Raw genomic sequence first — 20384 nt, forward strand, 5'->3', positions numbered from 1 at the left:
AACTCTAGTCGGTCGGGATGATTAATCAAAGCAATAGTGCTTTTTGACGGGCTGAAGAATATTCCAGGTGCAACTCATCCCCGATGGAAAGGTAACTAAATCGCCCTTGCCCATTCGCACAGGTTCTCCACCTTGCGGAGTGACAATGACATCGCCTTCCAGAAAGTAACAGGTTTCCTGAGCGTCATACGACCAGGGGAACTCGGATACCTCTTTTGTCCAGATTGACCACTGCTTCACACCCAACTCTGCCAAGCGTTCTGGAGTGGGTTCACGCTCAATTTGAATAGTCAATGGTTGAACCTGCATTTGAAAGCTCTCCTGACGTGTGCGGTTTTAATGCTCCCATCTAGATTACCTGGAAACGTTGCTGTCAGGGCAGTTCACGAAATACCCTTACCGATTGAGGGAAGCATAGCCGCAAACAGAGCCGAATAATCACTCTCGGCTAAGCCTGCATCACAGGCTGATTCTAGAATCTGACGGACTCCCTCCAGGCTATCGACTCGTAACTGGGATGCGATCGCCTCCTCTAAAAATAACCGTGTGTCCTTCAACAAATGCTTAGTCGGGAAGTTGGGATTGGCAAAATTGCCTTCGATCATGCGCTGCAATTTCTTGTCAAACGTAGGCGCATAGAGCGCACTTTGCCGCAGGATCTGCATGAAGGTTTCCACCTCAACCCCCTGCTGTTGCACAAACCCCAGACTCAAAGCGAACCCAGTCGTGAGGGAGCTAATCAACTGGTTCAGGGCAAGTTTTAGAGCGGCAGCGGAACCGACCTCACCAATCAAACGGGGTTGTTCACCAAAGTTTTGAAAGAGGGGTAACCATTTCTGAAATTGAGCTTCAGACGCGCCCACCATCACCAGCAATTTGCCTGACTCCACTTCGGGAATGCTGCCCAATACCGGAGCCTCCAGATAATCTCCACCCTGAGCCGCGATCGCCTGTTGTAGTTCTCGGCTCTGGCTAGGGGCGATCGTTCCCATCTGAATCACGGTGCGGTTTGTGAGGTGCGATCGCGTCTCATCCGATAACAACACCTGCTGAATTGCCGGAGCATCACTCAGCATGAGAATTACAGCTTCACAGCGTTGCAACACCTCTGCTGGAGTATCGGCAACTTCAGCCCCCGCAGCCTTGAGGGGATCTAGCTTCGCGGTTGTGCGATTGTAGGCAATGACCCGATTTCCGGTATGTAGCAACCGCTTCGCCATTGGCAACCCCATCAATCCAATGCCAATCAATCCAATATCCACGCAATCTGCCCCCAACTGATGTAAATCCAGTCTCTTTAATTCAAGCGTATTCGAGTTCTACCTTTTGATTTTTTTCACCATGCACTCTAGATAGAGCAAAGCAAGCGATCGCCTTCACTAGGATAAGGGCATGAAGTTCGTTAAGGAATGTGAATTATGGCTGCACCTACGCCAACTGAAACTCGCCCTTCTACTGACCTGCCTCCTGTTGCACGGGAATACAACGGAGTCGATCGCAACGCTTTTCTCTTTGGCTGGAATCCTCAAGCTGAATTGTGGAACGGTCGCATAGCAATGATCGGTTTCCTGGCTTATCTGCTGTGGGATCTCGGTGGATTCAGCGTATTGCGCGATGTTCTTCATCTACTACCTTACTAACAGTCACTCATCTTCAAGACAATCACTCACCTTAAAGATTGTCTGACTCTCTAATAGCAACTCAACCACTTAAAAACTAGCGTTGCTGAATCGGGGTGTGAACGCTGTATTCACATTCAACCTCATATCAGCAACGCTAAAAAAACATTTGGATTTCTGCTTCACACACTTTTACTTAGGGAAATTAAGGGTAATTAACATGTCTCACTTTAGTACTTTGCGTAGCAAATTAACGGACGTTGAAATCTTAAAAGCTTCATTGCGTGAATTGGGTATTGAAGTTCAAACGAACACTAAAGTTCGCGGATCAGGTTGTCAGCGAGTACGCGCTGATGTTGTTGCCGTATTAGAAGGTGAATACGACTTGGGTTGGCAGCAAAACGCAGACGGCTCATTTGACCTAGTAGCGGATCTTTGGGGTGTTGCTAAGAAGCACAACATGGGACAGTTGTTATCCGCAATCAACCAAAAGTATGCCGTTAATAAAACACTGGCAGAAGTTAAGCGTCCTGGCTTACAAAACGCCAATGTTAAGTTGGTTCAACATTCATAGTTGGAAACTGAGAATAGGGAATTAGGAAGTAGGGAATGGGTTAGCTTGAAATACCCGATTGCCTGTATTCTCAATTCCCTCTTCTGTTTTCATGGTTCTATAGCAACCCTAAATGATTTGTGAAAGTGCCCGCCCATCGGGCGGGCACTTTCACAAATCACCTTTTTCACAAATCAGATAGGACTGCTATAGTTTGTGGAATTTTAGTTGGGCAAGATTGGCAAGAGCAGCGTCACAAAGTAATAGACCAACGGTGCGGTAAAGACATAGCTATCGGCTCGATCCAAAATACCACCATGCCCAGGAATAAGCTGTCCCGAATCTTTGACTCCTGCATCCCGCTTCATCATCGACTCGGTCAGGTCACCTAAAAGACTGGCAATCCCAATGATTAAGCCCAACGCTAAACCAGTCAGAGGCCAGCCAGCCCAACCGAGATACCAGGTTCCAAAGATAGCGACGGCTACACTGGCTGCAACTCCAAACACGGCTCCCTCAACAGTCTTTTTGGGGCTAATGTCCGAGAGGCGCGTGCGACCAAAAAACTTGCCGACGACATACGCGCCAATATCTGCTGCCCAAATACACCCAAACGCCAATAGGGTCACGGTTAACCCCTGGGGCAAATCTTGAACCCCTGGAATGGGAAATGCCCAGAACCCTCCCAGGGGCAAATTGCTAAACTCTGCACTCTCTAGCGATCGCAACCGCACCCAATAACTGGGCAAATAGCCCCCATAAAACAGCCCCAAAATGGAAGCGGAGATATCAGCGATCGTGGCAAATTTGGGTTGAAACAGCAGGTAAAAGCAGATAAACGTGCCTGCAATGGGGACAACGGTATCTGCTAAAAAAGGGAATGCCGTACAGATAATTAATAAAACTTGAGTCGCTGCCAGGGTGGTTTTTGCAGCCGGGGCAATGCCTTTCGCTCGAACCAGTTGAAAATATTCGAGCTGACCCAGGTAGACGATTACACCAAACGCCAGGGTGAAATACCACCCTCCTAGTAATGTCATCCCCAGGGCAAGGACGATCGCAACAATAGCACTGAGGATACGCGGCAACGGCATAAATAACGAGTAAGCAAGGAAGTTAGCAATACCCCAATGGGGCACGTGAAGCAATGAACGGGATATTGGAGGTAATCGTAAGCGGGCGATCGCAAACGGGACGTGACGCAGAGCAGGATGTCAAATCAGCGCAAACGGCTGTAGCCACAGGAATTACAAGAATCAGAGTAAAGAGTAATCAACGTCTGATCTCAAGCTCTGTGACTAACGTTGCACACGGATCAGGTTTAATCAAGTTAAACCGTAACAGCTTTCTACTTTGACCGTGAAATTTATTAAATTCAGGTTAAAGATAAATGTTGCATACTTTAACGGGCATTCCAAGCGGTTTGAGACAGATTTGTATGCAAGGCTTGAATCTCGCTGATTCAGTCCAACTTTTCGCCGCTAAGGATAAAAATCGGGTCAACTGCCACAAATAGTTGATGGTTGCCACGCACCTCTAACCGATTGATAGCCGATTGCACCACTTCAACATTGCGGGCTCGCAGTTCTGCCAGACTCTCAGAAATGGCGTAAAGCGTTTCCAGGCTCGTAGCCGTGGCGACAATGCGCCCTTCTGGTTGCAGACGTTGCCACACATCTTGCAGGATGGTTTTGATTGGTCGTCCACCCTCGATGCAAACGCAATCGGGGCGTTCAGTGAGTCCCTCCAGACAATCAGGCGCATTGCCTTCGATCACCTCAACGTTTTTCACAGCAAAGCGATCGCAATTTCGCCGAATCAAGCTAGCCACTTCTTCATCGCGTTCCACCGCAACGATTTTGCCTTCGGGACACAATAAACCCACCTCAACGGGAATCGTGCCCGTCCCTGCGCCGATATCCCAAAATACGGCATTTGCCTTCAACCGCAGATGCGACACGATCAACAGACGTACTTCTCGTTTGCTCATGGGGATGCCTGGTAGCTGTTCAAAGAGTTCATCGGGAATACCAGGAGTCTTATACGACCAAAGGGAAGTAGGCATGTGGGGCAAATCACAAAGTACAGATAGGACACCAGATGGCGGTGCTTTACTTCACAGCTTACAACTCAATCTTCAGCCCTTCCCACTTTTATAGCTTTGGTCAGAAAGCTGAGGATAAAGGCAATGGCTCAAACCCTGATGCTGGGAAAGCTTCCTGACTCACCTCCACCCCATCAAATGTCACTACGGCTAATGTCCGAATCGGTTGCTCAAACGGTTTAGTGAGGGGTTGAGTAGATTTACCCTTGTTGAAAGGAATAGGCATCAGTTTAGATCCAGATGAAATATTTCTTGATTGTCTAGCTCAGTTGCTATGTCTCAACCTGATCCTGGTTCAGAGTTATCCCTAGAAGAATTAAAGGCACAAATTGCCAGTACTGCACCAGATGATCCTGTCGGTGGTGTTCCAAACCTGTTGATAACCTCTGTAAGACCCCCTGTAGTCCCCCTTACCAAGGGGGACGGCGACAGCCGGGGGTTAGTAGCAACAGATCTGAAACACTACCGGATGAATTTAGTGCGCTGTATCTCTTAGCCAACGTCTATGACGCTCGCCAGCAGCCTCAGTTGGCGATCGCCCATTGTGAGCAGGCGATCGGGGCAGCCCAACGGGCAAAAACCCCAGATTTAGAAGCCGATGCATGGGCGCGTTTGGGTTGCCTCCACGAAAATAGCCACAATATCTCAGCCGCAATTCAGAGTTACCTGTCTGCCCAGCAGCGATATCGAGACATCAACAAGAATAGTGACGCGTTAGACCTCGCAGAACATATCCGGACTCTGGAAAAGCAGATCTAAATGGAAACCTTTTTTGCTTTCGTTTCTAAGCCTTGACGACCTTTAAGGTCAACAGATCCGCATCGGCACACCCCGTCACAATTCCACCCGCCTGAAGCACCTGCTGCAAATAGGCGATCGCCTCTAGTGTGATTGGCTCACCCGGCACCAATACTGGAATCCCTGGAGGGTAGGGGCACACGAGTTCTGCACTGATGCGACCAACGGACTGGGCGATCGCCACCGTTTCGGATGGGGCAAAGAATGCATCACGAGGCGACAGAACCTGACCCGGAGAGGGAGGAGCAACCGATATCAAAGGGAGGCTACCCTGCGATTGGTGTGTGAACTGCTGGCTTAACGTCTCAAATCCCTGTACCAGTTGCTCGATATCGTGGGCAGTGTTGCCAAGGCTGAGAATGAAAGTCAAATGGCGTAACGACGGTAACTCAGCCGTGACCCCCAGCGTTTCGTGCAAGATTTCGTCTGCCTCAAATCCAGTGATTCCCAATTCGGTGACGTTGACAGTTAGGCGGGTGCGATCCAGCCCGGTGGCTCCTGCGAACCCCTGAAGGTGAGTCGCATCCAGTACAGAGATCCCCGGAATTTGGCTGAGTTGAGTCCGGGCAGTTTCTGCCAAAGCCAGGGTTTGCGACAGGAGTTCATGCCCCTGCATTGCCATCTGATGCCGCGCCGCATCCAGCGATGCTAGCAGCACAAAGCTGGGACTGGTGGATTGCACCAATTGCAGCGATCGCCGCAGTCGATCTCGATCAATGCGATGCGAAGCAGTTCCCTCTGGGGGGTAATCGCCCCGGACATGCAACATGGCAGCCTGGGTCATGGCTCCCAGGGTTTTGTGGGTCGATTGCACCGTCAGATCCGCACCACTCGCCAGGGCTGAGGGAGGCAAATCGGGATGAAACGCCAAATGGGCTCCGTGTGCCTCATCCACCAGCAGAGGAATGTGATAGCGATGGACAACTTGGGCGATCGCCTCCAGATCGCCACACACCCCATAGTAGGTGGGGCGCACCAACATTACTGCCCTGGCATCGGGATGTTGCTCTAATGCTGCCGCTACGGCTGCCGGAGAAACGCTATGAGCCACATCCCACACCGGGTCATAGTCGGGTTGGACAAACACGGGAACCGCTCCAGACAGCACCAGAGCCGCGATCGCCGACTGATGCACATTGCGCGGCAGGATAATCTTGTCCCCTGGATTGCACACCGCCAGAATCGCTGCCTCAATGCCACAGGTCGATCCATTCGCCAGAAACCACGTTTGCTCTGCCCCAAATGCCGTTGCTGCCAACTCCTGCGCCTGGAGAATCACTCCTTCAGGGGCAAACAAATTGTCCAGATCAGGCAACTCTGGCAAATCTGCCTGAAAGACGCGATCGCCCATCACCGCCGCCAATGACGGAGAAATGCCCTGCCCCCGCTTGTGCCCCGGTGTGTAGAACGCCGCATGGGGACGCTGAGCACATTGACGCAGCGCATCTAGTAGAGGGGTTGTTGCCTGGAGGGGTTCACCAGATTGCATAAGGATTTAGAAATGTAGCTTATACCGATTTGATTTGTGAATGCGACACATCAGATCCCCCTGATTCCGGTATTCCCCTCAATAAGCTACCGTGTACACACCAGTCCTCTCAGCTCCCTAAATCCCCAATTCTGGGGGACTTTGAGTTCTCCCAAACATCTTGTCGCTACTAAAAGCACCCGAACTTGGTACAGATGCGAAGCGCGCCTTTTGGTTAACTCAAACACCTTCTGCTAGGGGGTTTGGGGGAGGCAGTGGCGTCCCCCAATGGGGGTCTGGGGGAGACTCCCCCAATGCCTGGTTTTCAAGCGATTGAAACAATCAAACCTCTGATTTAGATAGAAGCAGAGATTCTGTATACACAGTAGCCTTAACAAGAGGGATTGAGGGGGATCGGTTTGGGGCAATGATTCTATCGCAAAGATAGTTTCAATTGGTATTAGATCTCTAGAGTCTTAGAGATTCCATAGACCTGACGATTTTAGAAGATTTTTAGTCAACAAAATACCCGCTGTCTTCAACTGCGCTCAACCAACTCATGCTTATGCCTTGAGCGCAGTCGAAGGGCACCCTCTCAAACGGTCAAATCCTTTCTAGAAATCGCCTTAATGAAACAGCCAACTGGTGAAAGCGTACTTCTGCCCTTTAATGACAGGCAACGATTCATGGGGATGGGTGAAGTAAGACGGAAAGAGTAGCACTGCCCCCGCTTCTGGCTTGACTTTAACATTCTGGCGATCGAAGTAGGTTTCGCCCCCCTCAAAGTCGTCGTTGAGATACCCCACCACACTGATGTCTCGCGTCGGGATACCCTCCTGCACCTCTTGAAAGCGACTCGACAGCAACACATTATCCACATGACGGTGATAAAACTGCCCCTCTCGATAGCGTAAGACGGTACAGGGTTCCGCATAGGGAAATTTTAGACCAAACTCTTGATGGAGGAGATTTTGGGCGATCGCCACCCGCCCCAACAACAACTGATTCGTCGATTGCAATAGCCCATCCTCACCGCCCAGTTGCAGCATGTCATTACTGCGAACCTGCGTATCCACTGCATCGATTAAAATTCCAGCTGACTCAAACGGACGGCACTCTGCTACTTGAATGATGTGCTTACAGAGTGTGGGTTCGAGCAATCCTTTCACCAAAAAGATATCGCTCCCCAGTGGAGTGAGGGTGTGGGAAGTCATCATGGCATGAGCCTCAACCGTCTCATCCACCCTAACCCATTCCCAAAGAAGTGGGATCAGGGGGGAGTGAGTATCCATCACCCTATTACCCCATCACCTATCTACCCCACTCCCTATTCCCTACTCCCTGTTCCCCATTCCCCACTCCCTCCACCGAGGAATGATAACCTGGAACAATTGACTCCCGATCGCCTTTATGATGAACCGCTCATCAAAAGCTCAATTTTTGTCCTACTTGTCCCAACCGATCGATCGCGTCGCGATCATCGTCATCGTGGTGTTGAGTGCGCTGATTGGCTTGCTGTTGCTGGGTGGAGGGCACACTGCCCCTCGTATCCGTGACTTTAGCTGGCAGAATAGACAAATTGGGGCGGAGGATACAGCATTTTTGTTGACCTTTAGTCGCCCGATGAATCACTCCAGCGTGGAGAACAATCTGCGAATTGAGCCACCGCTGGCAGGCAAGTTTAGCTGGGCTGGACGACGCATGGCCTACACGCTGGAGACTCCGGCTCCCTATGGCACTGAGTTTCAGCTTCAGCTTCAGGGGGCACGCGATCGCTTCAGTGAGGCAAACGACACAGACGCCCAGATTCAGCCTTTTGCAGGAACGTTTCAGACCCGCGATCGCGCTTTTGTTTATCTCGGTGTTGAGGGCGAAGAAGCTGGACGACTGGTGCTCTACAACTTGACCCATCAGCAGAAAAAACTGTTGACCCCCGCCAATCTGGTCGTGATGGATTTTGAGCCTTACCCCGATGGCGATCGCATCCTCTTTTCCGCTAGCGATCGCGCAACACAAGATCAGGGAATGCTCGACCAACGCCTCTACACCGTCACCACTGGCATTCAGGTCAAAGCTCCTGCTTTGTCTCCCTTTGAGCGGCAAAGTGCTCCTGCTCCCACTAGCTCTGGCTCACCCCAACCGCCAGGCGTCATCGAAGAAATCCTTGACAGCAAAGACTATCAAAATCTCAAATTTGACCTATCACCCAATGGTCAAATCATCATCGTGCAACGGGTCAATCGCACCAATCCAGCTGATTTTGGGCTGTGGCAACTCAAGGCAAATCAACCTCCACAACCGCTGCAAACTGAACCGGGAGGTGATTTTTTAATTGCCCCTGATAGCCAGGCACTGGCAATGGCGCAGGGTCAGGGGATGGCAATCCTGCCCCTGGAATCGGGAGCCGACCCGCTGGACTTTTTACCCAAGTTTGGCATGACGCTCAGCTTTGCCAGAGATGGCTCTGCCGCGGCGATGGTGCAATTTAGGGCAGACCCCGGTAACCCACTGCGATCGCTCTTTGTCGTCACCAACCAGGGCACCGAAAAAGAACTGCTAGAAACCAACGGTTCTATTCTCAATGCCCAGTTTGATCCCACGAATCGCCTTCTCTATGGCTTGATTACTGAGCGCATCCCAGGCGAAGAATATTTAGAGCAACCCTATCTGAGTGTCATTAATTTAGAAACCACAAAACGGACTGACCTGCTCAAATTGCCCATTCAACGCGACATTCAAATGAGCCTTGCCCCCGATGGCTTAGGCATCCTATTTGACCAGATTGTCACTCGTTCCCCTGACGAAGCACCGGATAGTTTGTTGCAGAGCCAGGATGGAGGAGCGATCGCCACCAGTCGTTTGTGGTTCTTGCCCTTAGTGATGGATAAGGATGGCAACCCCACCAAACAAGAACCCCAGGAATTACCTTTGCCGGGACTGCGTCCTCGATGGTTGCCCTGAGGAGCAGCATGAAATTAAGGCAAAGGACTGAAGAGGTTAGAAGGGTAAAACGGTAAAGAAAAACTTACTCCTCCACTCCCCTACTCCCCCATTTCTGAATCCTCCATCCTTCGCACAGACAAGATAAATCGCGCCTCTTCCCTTTTATTCTTCATCGTTTATCCTTTTCTTTCTGCCTCTCCCCACTCCCCATTTCCCTTTGTTTGTATCTCAGTTAACGAAACCAAACTCAAATCAGTCCGGTATGATCTCTGATTAAGGCATATACAGCGTTTATACTTGCTGCTATTTGCTTGATTGTCGTGTGTTCATTAGCAACTTGTGATCCAAGGATTCCATCATGAAGTCAATTCGTCGCCTGTTGATTTTGCCTTTAGTTGCTCTATTAACAGCCCTTACCGTCATTGCATGTGCGGGCGGTGGTCAACCTGAAAGCAACGCTGGCAACTCTGGTACTCCCATTCGAGTTGGCTCAAAAGACTTTACTGAGCAATTCATCATTGGTGAGATGTATGCGCTTGTGCTAGAAAAAGCTGGGTTTCAAGTTGAGCGCAAACTAAACCTGGGCGGCACTCCCGTCGCACAAGCGGGGTTAATCAATGGCGAGATTGATCTCTATCCCGAATACACAGGCACAGGGCTCTTAACCGTGCTCAAACTGCCCGCCAGCACTGATCAGCAAGAAGTATTTCAGACCGTGTCTGACGAGTACAAAAAGCAATTTAACCTGGTGTGGCTAGACCCTGCCCCCATGAACAACACCCAGGCACTGGCAATGACCCAGGAAGGCTCGACCCAGTTTGGAGTTAAAACCATTTCGGACATGGCAGCCAAAGCCAGCGAACTGACCATGATTGGTCCTCCTGAGTTTGAAGTTCGAGAAGATGGCTTACCTGGCATCAAAGCAGCCTACGGGGATTTTGAATTAGAAGCTTACAAAGCAGTTGACCCTGGCTTACGCTACAAAGGCCTAGTTGATGGCGAAGCAGACGTTGCTGTTGCGTTTGGCACAGACGGAGAAATCAGCGCGTTTAATCTTGTCCTGCTGGAAGACGACAAAAATCTCTTCCCACCCTATCAAGTTGCGCCAGTGGTACGTCAGGAAACCCTTGATACAAACGCAGGCGTCGCAGATGCACTGAATGCCCTGGCACCCAAGCTGACTGATGCGACGATGCAACGGCTCAACTATGAAGTGAGCGGCAATCAGCGGGAACCTGCGGAGGTGGCAAAAGAGTTTTTAACCCAGGAAGGATTGCTGTAACACAGTCAGTATGAAGGGGGCATGTTTGCATAGAGGCGGGTTTGGGTGCTAGAACCCAGTTCATTACCCAAACCACCTCGTCGTCAGCCAATGTTCAACATTGGGAGAGGCATAGGGTATTGTGAGCACAATTCGTTTTGAAGACGTATCGCTGCGGTTTCCAGGAACACTGCATTCAGCGGTCGATCGCTGCACTTGCACGATTGAAACCGGAAAGCTAGTCGTGATCTTGGGACCATCGGGTTGTGGCAAAACGACCCTGCTCAAGATGGTTAACCGCCTATACGAACCCACCTCTGGCAACATCTATATCGATGACATCAATATTCGGCGGGTCAAAGTTACAGCTTTGCGTCAAAAAATCGGTTATGTGATTCAGCAATCGGGGCTGTTTCCTCACATGACGGTGGCACAAAACATCGCTGTTGTTCCTAAGTTATTGGGGTGGTCGCGATCGCGCATTCAAAGTCGGATTGATGAATTGCTAGATTTGATTAAACTGCCTCCGGAGGAATATTGCGATCGCTTCCCCTCTCAGCTCTCTGGTGGACAACAACAACGGGTAGGGCTTGCCAGAGCACTCGCGGCTGATCCACAGGTGATGTTGATGGATGAACCGTTTGGGGCGATTGATGCCATCACACGAGCCACCCTGCAAGACGAGATCCTGCGATTGCAGCGTCAGCTCAAAAAAACAATTCTCTTTGTTTCTCACGACGTTGAAGAGGCCCTGCGCTTAGCAGACTCTATCTTGGTGATGCGTGCAGGGCAAATTGTGCAATACGATACGCCCTTCAACATTCTCGCCAAACCCGCTGACCAATTTGTGCATGACCTGATGGGAGCCGATGATATGGTGCGCCAACTTAGCCTGCTGCGGGTTGAAACGGTCATGACCCAGGCGATCGCTGATCAGCCACTAGACGGTAAACCGACGATCGCTTCCGATGACAGTCTTCGCAGTGCTCTTTCCTTGATCCTCCGCACAGGCGCATCTCAACTCACCGTTCTCGATAACGGTTCTGCGGTTGGGGTGCTTACCCTGGAGCACATCCGCGATTCTGCCAGTCTTGCAGGCGCGTGAGCTTTATGAGCTACATTCTTGCCAACCCTGGTATTGTCTGGAGTTTGCTGCTAGAACACCTGCAAATGACAGGCATTACCCTGATGATGGCCGTGCTCATCGCCTTACCCCTGGCTTTGATAATTAGCCGCTACCGCTGGCTGAATATCCCAGTTTTAGGAACGCTGGGTATCCTGTATACCATTCCCAGTCTGGCATTGATCATTCTGCTGGTGCCGATCTTTGGACTCAATGCCCGTTCCGTGATTGTGGCAATGGTGGTTTATACCCAGGTGATTCTGGTTCGCAACCTCGCTGTTGGGCTTATGTCTATCCAACCTGCCATTTTAGAAGCTGCCAAAGGCATGGGCATGAACCCGTGGCAACGCTGGTGGCAAGTTCAGGTGCCGCTGGTGTTACCCATCTTTTTGGCAGGGTTACGCTTAGCCGCAATTGTAGCGATCGCGATCGCCACTGTTGGTGCCAAGTTTGGAGCCGGAGGGTTAGGCACCCTCCTGTTTGACGGCATTGCTCAAGCCGGACGGTACGACAAAATCTGGGCAGGGGCGATCGTCGTTTCACTGCTTGCCTTTGTTGTGAATGGCATGTTGCTCAGCCTACAGTGGGCAACAAATCCCATGCGACGAGTTCAGTTTAGAATTCGGCGATCGTCCTCAACTCAAACCAACGCGGGGTAGAGGGAGTGGGATAAAAACGCAGGAGTGCAGCACTCGGTAGCGGGACACCTGCAAGTGAGACGCCCGCACTATGAATTGCCGAATGATTTCCCTACCCTACTCCCATTCATCGCAATGGCGGTTGCACGGAGCGTTGCAATGCACTCAAACCCACCTCCGCTAACAACGCCAGCACTGCAACGGGAATCGCCCCCACCAACAGTACCGAATTGTCATACAGCGAAAATCCCAGAACAACAAAGGTTCCCAACCCCCCTGCCCCGATAAAAGCTGCAAGTGTAGCACTGGCAATCACTTCAACCGTAGCCGTTTTAATCCCTGCAAGCACAACAGGCAACGCCAGTGGAATTTCCACCAGCCGCAACACCTGCACAGGTGTCATCCCCATGCCAAATGCTGCCTCTCGAATCAACGGGTCAACACTGCGAAAGGCGACATCTGTACTGATCAGAATGGGAGGCATAACTAACAGCGTCAGGGCGATCGCCGCTGACTGAAAACTCAACCCAAAATAGGGAATCGCCAGAAACAAGACCGCCAGACTGGGAATCACCCGCAACGCATTAAAGCTATTGATCAACACCGTCGAAGCAAGGCGCGATCGCGCACTCCACAAGCCCAACGGCAACCCCACAACTAACCCAACGACCAAAGGAATCAGCACCAACCACAGATGTTGTTGCAACGCCAGCAGCAAGTCTCCAGCGTTACTGGCTGCATAACGGTATGCCTTGATAAATACATCCACTGGCGATCGCCTTCCCGTGAGTGCTCTACTGCGAACCCTAACATAGAATCTACGGTAATTTTTAGGAGAATAGATAGCCGTGAAAAAATTTCCAATCTAAAACGCCAAGGACACCCGAACTTGGCGTCAATGCGAAGCGCGTATTCGGATAGACTGAAACACCTTCTGCTAGGGGGTTGGGGGGAGGCAGTGGCGTCCCCCAATGGGGGTTTGGGGAAACTCCCCCAATGCCTAGTCAACCTGGAATTTCGAGGACGAGACGCCTTTATCGACGAGTTATTCGTACAGGCAGACTATCGTGGACGGGGCATCGGTACAGCCGCTCCTGAGCTTTTAGAAGCACAGTGTCGAGAATTAGAGGTTCGAGCATTGCACCTGGAGGTCGAACACGAAAACGCCAAAGCCCAGCAGTTTTACCGCAAAGTTGGCTTTGGCGATCGCCACTATTATCTCATGACCAAATGGATTCAAGGCTGATGCCATTCTGGTACGGGCGCAGTATTCGACAGATAGTCACTGTTCAGCAATTGACCCTTGATCGAAGGCTACGCCCTACAACTCAGGCAATGCCCAATCCCAACAGGACAAAGCGCAATAGAAATACGCCTGCCAGAATCCATACCGCTGGACCCACCTCATGGGCTTTCCCTTGGAAGGACTTGATGATGGGGTAAGTCACAAAACCTGCTGCCAATCCTTCTGCGATTGAGAAGGTCAGCGGCATCATGATGATAGTCAAGAAGCAGGGGATTGACTCCGCTGGATCAGACCAGTTGATACCACCCACGCTGCCTGCCATCAAGACTCCTACAATCAACAAAGCAGCAGCCGTCGCAAAAGCAGGAATCGCCGAGAAGAGAGGAATAAAGAACACGGCTAGTAAGAAAAAGCCAGCAACAACCACCGCTGTAAAGCCAGAGCGTCCCCCTTCAGAAACACCTGCCGCTGACTCGATGTAGGTTGTCACTGTCGAGGTGCCCATGACTGCCCCAACTACGGTGCCTACTGAGTCCCCGACAAACGTGCGACCCGAACGAGGCAGTTCTCCTCTGTCGTTGATCATACCTGCCTGCACACCCACCCCTGCCAGGGTGCCAACGGTATCAAACAGGTCAACAAACATAAAGACAAACACAACTGCCAAAAAGTTAGTGAGGTTGGCTCCATTCAGTTGACCCAGACCCACAAACGCTTGACCGATTAAATCTAGAGGCAACTGAGGCACAGCTACAATGCCTTGGGGCCAGGGAGCAACGCCCAAAATCCAGCCCAACAGAGCCGTTGCCAACATTCCCCAGAGCAAAGCCCCCTTAATGCGACGGGCAATAAACGCTGAGGTGATCAAAATTCCGGCGATCGCCATCAGGGTTGCAGGGTTGCCCAATTCCCCTAGCGTAGTCTTAGTCGCCTCACTGGCTACGATTAAGCCTGCCCCCCCAACGGCCGGATCACCCGACAAGCCAATGTAGGCGATGAACAAGCCAATCCCTACAGCGGTCGCATGTTTGAGACATTCGGGAATGGCTGTAATCATCCGGCTCCGAATGCTAGAAGCCGTTAGCAAGACCAGCAGCACCCCTTCTACCAGGACAGCCGCTAACGCCAATCGCCAACTGATCCCCAATCCTAAAACAACCGAGAAAGCAAAAAAGGCGTTTAGCCCCATCCCTGGAGCCATGGCAAAGGGATAGTTAGATAACAGCCCTAAAATCAGAGTTGCGATCGCAGCTGAGACAGCTGTTGCAATCACCAACTCTCCAAAGAGGTCGCCAGATTGTTGTAAAAAGATGGCATTCGAGAGAATGCTAGGGTTCACTACTAAGATGTATGCCATTGTGACAAACGTAGTGGCACCCGCAATCAGTTCAGTACGGAAATTAGTATTGAGTTCTGAAAATTTGAAGAAGCGAGCGATCGCCCCTTCGTCTTTAGGAAATCCTGGGTTTGGTGATGAATTCGGTTCTACTTCAGTTGAGCGGCTCATGGCATCCCTGCAATCAACGTTTGCATATTAGGGCAAAATGCCATGGTAGACGATTGTAGGAGGTAACAAAAGATACTTTTCTGTTCGATTCGGAGTCTTGACCTCCCTATCCCTCCACCTCCTACCCTTTCCTCTCTCCATCCCTCCACCCTCCCACCTTTACGCCTCTACCCCTTCTCCTCTCCCCACCTCCGATTTCTTATTCCTATACAATTCTTAACGTACCCTTTACCGCTTCTCGGCAGGTTGCTTGATAAGGTTGAATTCGTCCGCACCCAGAGGTTTTGTTGCTGCCAATGAAGTCAAGGTTGATTCCTATTGTCTGCCTCGCTGCCGTGTTAGGCTGCACTCCGACTTTGAACAGTTCAGACATCGAAACTCAAATCCAGGCAGAACTGGGGCAAGAAGAGGTGCCCCTACGCGCTGTGTCCTGTCCTGATCGGGTTGCGATCGCCCCTGACAACACTTTCACCTGCATAGGAGAGCTAGAGTCTGCAACTACCTTTCCGATCGCGGTCACTCAAATGGACGACCAGGGCACGATCGAGTGGGAAGTACCGAACTCTAAAGGGCTATTAAATCTGGAATTGATCGAAGCCGAAATTCGAGAGGCGATCGCTACGGAGAGCAACAGCAACGCACCCACTCTAGATTGTGGTGGAGCCTATCGCATTAACCAACCCGGCAGCAGTTTTGAGTGCAAAGTTGCGAACGCTGCCCCCATCAAGCAAGGGCAGACTGAGACACTGCTGCTAAACATAGTTGTTCAGCTTGATCCCCAGGGAAATATCACCTGGCAACAGATTCGTCGTCAGCAGACCATTGCCAGTGCCGCAGTACCCGGAGCACGCCAAGCCGCAAGCCCGAATGCAGGTAACACGGCTACTCCTGCCTCTACCAACGAAACCGAGCCTGCCAGTGAACCTGCCACCACCACCGCTCCGGCAGCAGATCAGACGGCAGAAGATTTTCTCAATCAACCAGGGGCACTTGACGATTTTTAATCGGTGGGCAATTCTCCCAAAATTGTGAATCGAACATGGTTAATCGCCAGGTCACCAATGGAGACATCTAACGACTGGTTAGGAGTTTGAATCGACTCAAACGTAATATCTTTACCCATCTCAACGTGATACCAGGGCAAGCCCATGAAGAAACGAGTGGGATAAGGACCATTCTCAATCACGTCATCCACGTTGGACTCCATCGGCAACCACCCATACCCTGGCACAAAGAATTCAATCCACACATGGTTGAAGTCTGGTTCTAAGGGAATGTTTTGGCGATCGGCATAGGGTGGGCACTTGTAACGCCCCACAGTGCGGCAGGCGATCCCGTTCAAACGGGCTAATGCCAACAACACACCAACGTACTCTCCACAGGAACCTGTACCCCGCTCCCAGACAATTTCTGGCGTATCAATATGGGGTTTGATGGCATAGGACAGGCGATCGTACACATAATTGCGGATCTTCAAAATCTTGCGGAGCAGATTGGTTTCAGTCCCGATCGCCTCTTGAGCCGCCGCAGTAATCAGAGGAGTATCCATCGCCAGATCATCATCGTCTACCAGATATTTGCGCTGATACTCCAGCGACAACGCCGGAATCCTTTCCACATCAGTAGGCTTTAACTGATATTTGATCCCCCGCAACTCTAGCAACGCCTTCCAACCAAAGAGGAATCCCTGGTGAGAAGCAATATCAAACTTAAAGACCGCCACTCGCTGTCCATCTTTGATTCGTTCGGTAAAAGGGATACCGATCGCCTCCACACTTCTAACGGTCTGACGGGGAGTGTCCGCAGGCAGCGCAATATGCCACTCCAAATCGGTAATGTCTACCTCTTCTAAGGGAGAAATTTCCTCCACATAGGACATCTCAATCAGATAGCCGTTCGATAAGGTGTATTGCTGTTCAGGCAGATAGCGGACGTGTAGCGGATGGATGAAGGTGCGATCGCGAAACGTCAACTGATAGGGAAATTCTGGGTTATTTGGGTCATCCCGGATATACGCCTCTTCCTGAGCATAGGAAACATACAACACCGATTCATCAGCATCCGTTCCGTTGTGAAACGCCACTCCGCTGGGGCTAGCAAAAGGAGTCAGCACACTAAAGCGCACCTCTCCCGTCGCCCGATCCATACAATAAACTGTCTGTTCGACATCATCACTGACCCACAGTTCTTCATCCTTGACAGTCAGATTTTCAGCCCCAACCCCAGGGGCAGGAAAACGGGTAATCTGTCGCCCAGACGTGCGATCAAAAATCAGAATATAACCTGCCTTCTGACAACTCACATAGACCGTAGACTTCCAAACCGCAATGCCGTTAACGGGATAGGGCAAGGTGACAAAGTGCTGTGGGGTAAAGTCTGTGAAGCGACACCACAACACCTGATGTTCTCTAGCAAACCAGATTTCGTCCCCATCAACAGACAAGCCCACCGCATCCGTAAACTCCTGCACAAACGATGGATTAACAACGGTTGTATTGTCAGTTTTAGGGTCGATTTCTAAAACGTAACCCCGAATCGAGTCGAGCGCAAAGAGGCGATCGCCAGTCGATGCGAGTCCCCGAAGGGCATACACTCCAATCGGTCGAATGGTTCTCCGTTGAGGGTCAAAGCGAGATGCAGCCACTGTGGAGTGGATATCAGAATCAACTGCCAACGGCACAGGTCTATAGTCGAGCGTCATGATTTTGGCGTAATGAGCACTTTTTGATCATAGACAAAAGCCTGCCGCATGATTGTATAGCGAAAGGCAGAGGGCAGTAGGCAGCAGGAAAGAGGCACTAGGGAACGATGGTATAGCACCTGTCGAGACAGTTCATACAAGGGGGTGTGGGGCTTACCTGCACCCCGTCCTAACTAACCCTTCGGCTTGTTATACAAACAAAAAAAAGGGGATAAGCTTTGGCTTATCCCGCAGGAACAACACACGAGGAGATGACAACTTTAGAAATCTGTTGAAGCTTAGCCCTTAGCCTACGGTTCAGTGCCTAAGGTTTGAGGCTGCATAATCGCAACCATTTGTTCTAGCCCTCGTTGAATGCGACGGGTCACCGTCATCGGGCTTACCCCAATTCGCTCAGCTACCTCTTTGCGAGACAGGTCATTCAAAAACACAAACTCGATCGCTGCTCGTGTTTTGTCTTCCAACTGGTTCAATGCTCGTTGTAGTTGCTGCCGATCTTCCTCTAGCCGCTGTAGTGATTGATAGTGGCTATCGGGCAGGGTTTCACCCAACGTCACAGGTGAGTCAATCTGTTGGCTGACCGTTGCATCGAGACTGAGGGGAAGACGATTCCGAGTAGCCAACCGGGCTTCACGCCATTCATCAACGGAGACGTTGAGGTATTCAGCAATTTCGTGGTCATAGGGTGGACGACCCAAGGTTTTGATCAACTCAGCCCGTGCTCGTTGTCCTTCTTTTTGCAAATCTTGCCAGCGACGAGGAACTTTGATGGTGCTGCTGCGATCGCGCAGGAAGTGAAGCATTTCTCCCCGGATGTAGGGGACTGCAAAGGAACTGAAGGCACAACCCTGACTGGGGTTAAACCGCTCGATAGCGCGAATCAAGCCCAGATATCCAATCTGCTCTAAGTCTTCATAGGGTTCAGCACATTGATGGCTAACTCGGTGAGCAATCTTACGGACTAAGCCTGCATTTAATCGAACAAGCTTATTACGGAGAGAAACTGAGGGATTTTGTTGATATGCCATCAACAATTCCATGCTGTTAGAGCGGATAGAAGATTGGGAAGCCGTCATCTGAGAAATACCTTGTGTCCGTTTTGAGATTATTTTCATCGCAGGACGCTGGGTAAACCATCGTTATTTTACGGGAATGGGAAAAGGCCCTTCTGAAAGTATCAGCAGAAACACGGATCGAAATTTTGGAAGTGTTGAGCGTGTTGAGATAGAGGCCTTTTTATCGCAGGAAGAAAAGCGGTTTCTATAGCCGTAGCCACATTCGATGGGGCGGAGGCGAGTCAGAAAGCCTCCCCAGCATCCGGGTTTGAGCCATTGCCTTTGCCTTAAGCTTTCTGACCAAAGCTATAGTCTGAACCGCATTATTAGGACGAACCTCTACAGCTTCTCCACCTGCACCGAAATGGCGATCGCGATAGGAATTTAGATGCCGATAACGGAACGTCTCACCCTTCCGGTTGTGGTGTAGTCTGAAGAGAGATGACTCAATGTGTCTAAACGTTTCTAAAGGTTATGGACGATAGCTCTCTCCCAATTGTCTATCTCGGGATATTAGTAGTGCTGCTGTTTGGAGCAGCGTGGTTTTTATTTCGGCAGATTCTCCGAACTCGGCGAGTTGAAGCGACTTTCTCTCGACTGCAAGCCAAACTCAACAAAGAGAAAGGCACGGCTCAAGAGTATTACGAGTTAGGCAGCATCCTGTTGGATAAGAAGTTATATTCCCAGGCGATCGCTCAGCTTCAAAAATCTTTAAAAGCCAAAGATTTGTCTGGGGATGAAAACGTTGCTGTTATTTATAATGCCCTGGGGTTTGCTTATGCTGCACAAGAGCAATTTGACTTAGCAATTCGTCAATATAAAGACGCTCTGGAAAAGCAGCCCGATTACGTAACGGCATGGAATAATTTGGGCTTTGCTTACGAAAAGAAGCAGTTAACGGCACAAGCATTTGAAGCCTACACAGAAGCTCTCAAGCGTGATCCCAAAAACTCCACCGCAAAACGCCGTTCTGCCTCGCTAGAAAAGCGGTTGTTGCCCTCAACTTAATCTTTATAACCTTGGGTGATCTTATGCAAAATCTCCAGCGCAAGCGAGGTGATGGGATACCCAAAGTTAATTTGAGTTTGAGATCAGGATTTTGGCGGTTGCAACCGTAGCTATAGGAACAAAGCCGTCCTGCGTTGGTTCATCTAACCGTTGATTTTCGGTAGTTGCGAAGGCAAACTTGGTCCGGTAGCTGCGAATTCATTCGTCAGGCTCTTAAACCGCAATGATGTTATTTAATTTGTAAAAACGAGGGGTGCAGGGTAGAACCCCTGCACCCCGTTTGACCATCAAGCAGGCTCTCTAAAGGAGAGCTATATGAATAAATCTAGAAATCTGTTAGAACAGGGGAATTAAGAATAA

22 protein-coding genes are annotated in these 20384 nt (G+C 50.5%); 12 read left to right on the forward strand and 10 right to left on the reverse strand.

The genetic code is table 11. The features are described from left to right. Positions 1 to 21 precede the first annotated feature (21 nt). Both H6G89_RS02875 and H6G89_RS02880 read right to left on the reverse strand, forming a co-directional pair. The gene (locus tag H6G89_RS02875) at positions 22 to 309 is read right to left on the reverse strand and encodes a cupin domain-containing protein (RefSeq protein ID WP_199336476.1); all 288 of its coding nucleotides are present in this window, start codon (positions 307 to 309) and stop codon (positions 22 to 24) included. 74 nt (positions 310 to 383) lie between these two features. Continuing rightward, positions 384 to 1262 (reverse strand): NAD(P)-dependent oxidoreductase, encoded by an 879-nt coding sequence (locus H6G89_RS02880; protein WP_190503752.1) that lies wholly within the window; start codon positions 1260 to 1262, stop codon positions 384 to 386. Positions 1263 to 1418: 156 nt separating this feature from the next. Here H6G89_RS02880 and H6G89_RS02885 point away from each other — a divergent pair, with 156 nt between their 5' ends. Together H6G89_RS02885 and H6G89_RS02890 are read left to right on the forward strand one after the other, a co-directional pair. Beyond that, a complete protein-coding gene (locus H6G89_RS02885; protein ID WP_190503753.1) occupies positions 1419 to 1640 on the forward strand; it encodes a chlorophyll a/b-binding protein in 222 nt (73 codons plus the stop codon). Positions 1641 to 1839: 199 nt separating this feature from the next. Continuing rightward, positions 1840 to 2193, forward strand: coding sequence for a DUF1257 domain-containing protein (locus H6G89_RS02890; RefSeq protein WP_190503754.1), 354 nt, complete (start codon positions 1840 to 1842; stop codon positions 2191 to 2193). 203 nt (positions 2194 to 2396) lie between these two features. Here the strand turns inward: H6G89_RS02890 and H6G89_RS02895 are convergent, their stop codons facing one another. Next, positions 2397 to 3266: a phosphatidate cytidylyltransferase gene (locus tag H6G89_RS02895; protein ID WP_190503755.1), complete on the reverse strand. Its 870-nt coding sequence runs from the start codon at positions 3264 to 3266 to the stop codon at positions 2397 to 2399. A gap of 368 nt (positions 3267 to 3634) precedes the next feature. Then, positions 3635 to 4237, reverse strand: coding sequence for a precorrin-6Y C5,15-methyltransferase subunit CbiT (gene cbiT / locus H6G89_RS02900; RefSeq protein ID WP_190503756.1), 603 nt, complete (start codon positions 4235 to 4237; stop codon positions 3635 to 3637). A gap of 96 nt (positions 4238 to 4333) precedes the next feature. Here cbiT and H6G89_RS35525 point away from each other — a divergent pair, with 96 nt between their 5' ends. From H6G89_RS35525 to H6G89_RS02910, 3 genes are all read left to right on the forward strand, one after another. Next, complete coding sequence (locus H6G89_RS35525; RefSeq protein WP_255519341.1) at positions 4334 to 4459, forward strand: hypothetical protein; 126 nt, start codon at positions 4334 to 4336, stop codon at positions 4457 to 4459. A gap of 91 nt (positions 4460 to 4550) precedes the next feature. Continuing rightward, complete coding sequence (locus H6G89_RS02905) at positions 4551 to 4772, forward strand: hypothetical protein (RefSeq protein ID WP_190503757.1); 222 nt, start codon at positions 4551 to 4553, stop codon at positions 4770 to 4772. 32 nt (positions 4773 to 4804) lie between these two features. Next, positions 4805 to 5035 carry a hypothetical protein gene (locus H6G89_RS02910; RefSeq protein WP_190503758.1) on the forward strand — a complete coding sequence of 77 codons (231 nt, stop codon included), beginning with the start codon at positions 4805 to 4807 and terminating at the stop codon, positions 5033 to 5035. A 25-nt stretch (positions 5036 to 5060) separates the two neighbouring features. Here the strand turns inward: H6G89_RS02910 and H6G89_RS02915 are convergent, their stop codons facing one another. Further along, complete coding sequence (locus tag H6G89_RS02915; RefSeq protein ID WP_190503759.1) at positions 5061 to 6563, reverse strand: aminotransferase class I/II-fold pyridoxal phosphate-dependent enzyme; 1503 nt, start codon at positions 6561 to 6563, stop codon at positions 5061 to 5063. A gap of 605 nt (positions 6564 to 7168) precedes the next feature. Continuing rightward, positions 7169 to 7759 (reverse strand): prolyl hydroxylase family protein, encoded by a 591-nt coding sequence (locus H6G89_RS02920; protein ID WP_190503760.1) that lies wholly within the window; start codon positions 7757 to 7759, stop codon positions 7169 to 7171. 193 nt (positions 7760 to 7952) lie between these two features. Here H6G89_RS02920 and H6G89_RS02925 point away from each other — a divergent pair, with 193 nt between their 5' ends. From H6G89_RS02925 to H6G89_RS02940, 4 genes are all read left to right on the forward strand, one after another. Beyond that, the gene (locus tag H6G89_RS02925) at positions 7953 to 9503 is read left to right on the forward strand and encodes a hypothetical protein (protein ID WP_190503761.1); all 1551 of its coding nucleotides are present in this window, start codon (positions 7953 to 7955) and stop codon (positions 9501 to 9503) included. Positions 9504 to 9843: 340 nt separating this feature from the next. Beyond that, positions 9844 to 10767, forward strand: coding sequence for a glycine betaine ABC transporter substrate-binding protein (locus H6G89_RS02930; RefSeq protein ID WP_190503762.1), 924 nt, complete (start codon positions 9844 to 9846; stop codon positions 10765 to 10767). Positions 10768 to 10888: 121 nt separating this feature from the next. Further along, entirely contained in the window at positions 10889 to 11851 is a 963-nt protein-coding gene (locus H6G89_RS02935; RefSeq protein ID WP_190503763.1) for an ABC transporter ATP-binding protein, read from the forward strand. 5 nt (positions 11852 to 11856) lie between these two features. Further along, complete coding sequence (locus tag H6G89_RS02940; RefSeq protein ID WP_190503764.1) at positions 11857 to 12528, forward strand: ABC transporter permease; 672 nt, start codon at positions 11857 to 11859, stop codon at positions 12526 to 12528. Positions 12529 to 12634: 106 nt separating this feature from the next. Here H6G89_RS02940 and H6G89_RS02945 read toward each other — a convergent pair whose 3' ends face one another. Next, entirely contained in the window at positions 12635 to 13276 is a 642-nt protein-coding gene (locus tag H6G89_RS02945) for an ABC transporter permease (RefSeq protein ID WP_190503765.1), read from the reverse strand. Between the two features lie 189 nt (positions 13277 to 13465). Between H6G89_RS02945 and H6G89_RS02950 the strand changes: the two genes are divergently transcribed. Next, positions 13466 to 13753 carry a GNAT family N-acetyltransferase gene (locus tag H6G89_RS02950; RefSeq protein ID WP_190503766.1) on the forward strand — a complete coding sequence of 96 codons (288 nt, stop codon included), beginning with the start codon at positions 13466 to 13468 and terminating at the stop codon, positions 13751 to 13753. A gap of 82 nt (positions 13754 to 13835) precedes the next feature. Here the strand turns inward: H6G89_RS02950 and H6G89_RS02955 are convergent, their stop codons facing one another. Further along, positions 13836 to 15260 carry an NCS2 family permease gene (locus H6G89_RS02955; protein WP_190503767.1) on the reverse strand — a complete coding sequence of 475 codons (1425 nt, stop codon included), beginning with the start codon at positions 15258 to 15260 and terminating at the stop codon, positions 13836 to 13838. A gap of 296 nt (positions 15261 to 15556) precedes the next feature. On the opposite strand from H6G89_RS02955, the gene H6G89_RS02960 reads away from it, so the two are divergent. Beyond that, positions 15557 to 16264, forward strand: coding sequence for a DUF4333 domain-containing protein (locus tag H6G89_RS02960; RefSeq protein WP_255519342.1), 708 nt, complete (start codon positions 15557 to 15559; stop codon positions 16262 to 16264). On the opposite strand, the gene H6G89_RS02965 is transcribed toward H6G89_RS02960, so the two are convergent. Next, positions 16261 to 17961: a transglutaminase domain-containing protein gene (locus H6G89_RS02965; protein WP_190503769.1), complete on the reverse strand. Its 1701-nt coding sequence runs from the start codon at positions 17959 to 17961 to the stop codon at positions 16261 to 16263. The two genes, H6G89_RS02960 and H6G89_RS02965, sit on opposite strands and share 4 nt — an antisense overlap. Before the next feature lie 290 nt (positions 17962 to 18251). Continuing rightward, positions 18252 to 19037: an RNA polymerase sigma factor SigF gene (locus H6G89_RS02970; RefSeq protein WP_190503770.1), complete on the reverse strand. Its 786-nt coding sequence runs from the start codon at positions 19035 to 19037 to the stop codon at positions 18252 to 18254. Positions 19038 to 19490: 453 nt separating this feature from the next. Between H6G89_RS02970 and H6G89_RS02975 the strand changes: the two genes are divergently transcribed. Next, positions 19491 to 20024 (forward strand): tetratricopeptide repeat protein, encoded by a 534-nt coding sequence (locus H6G89_RS02975; protein ID WP_190503771.1) that lies wholly within the window; start codon positions 19491 to 19493, stop codon positions 20022 to 20024. The last annotated feature ends 360 nt before the right edge of the window (positions 20025 to 20384 follow it).

Origin of the sequence: Oscillatoria sp. FACHB-1407 (assembly GCF_014697545.1) — a bacterium.
In the GTDB taxonomy this organism is placed as follows: Bacteria; Cyanobacteriota; Cyanobacteriia; order Elainellales; family Elainellaceae; genus FACHB-1407.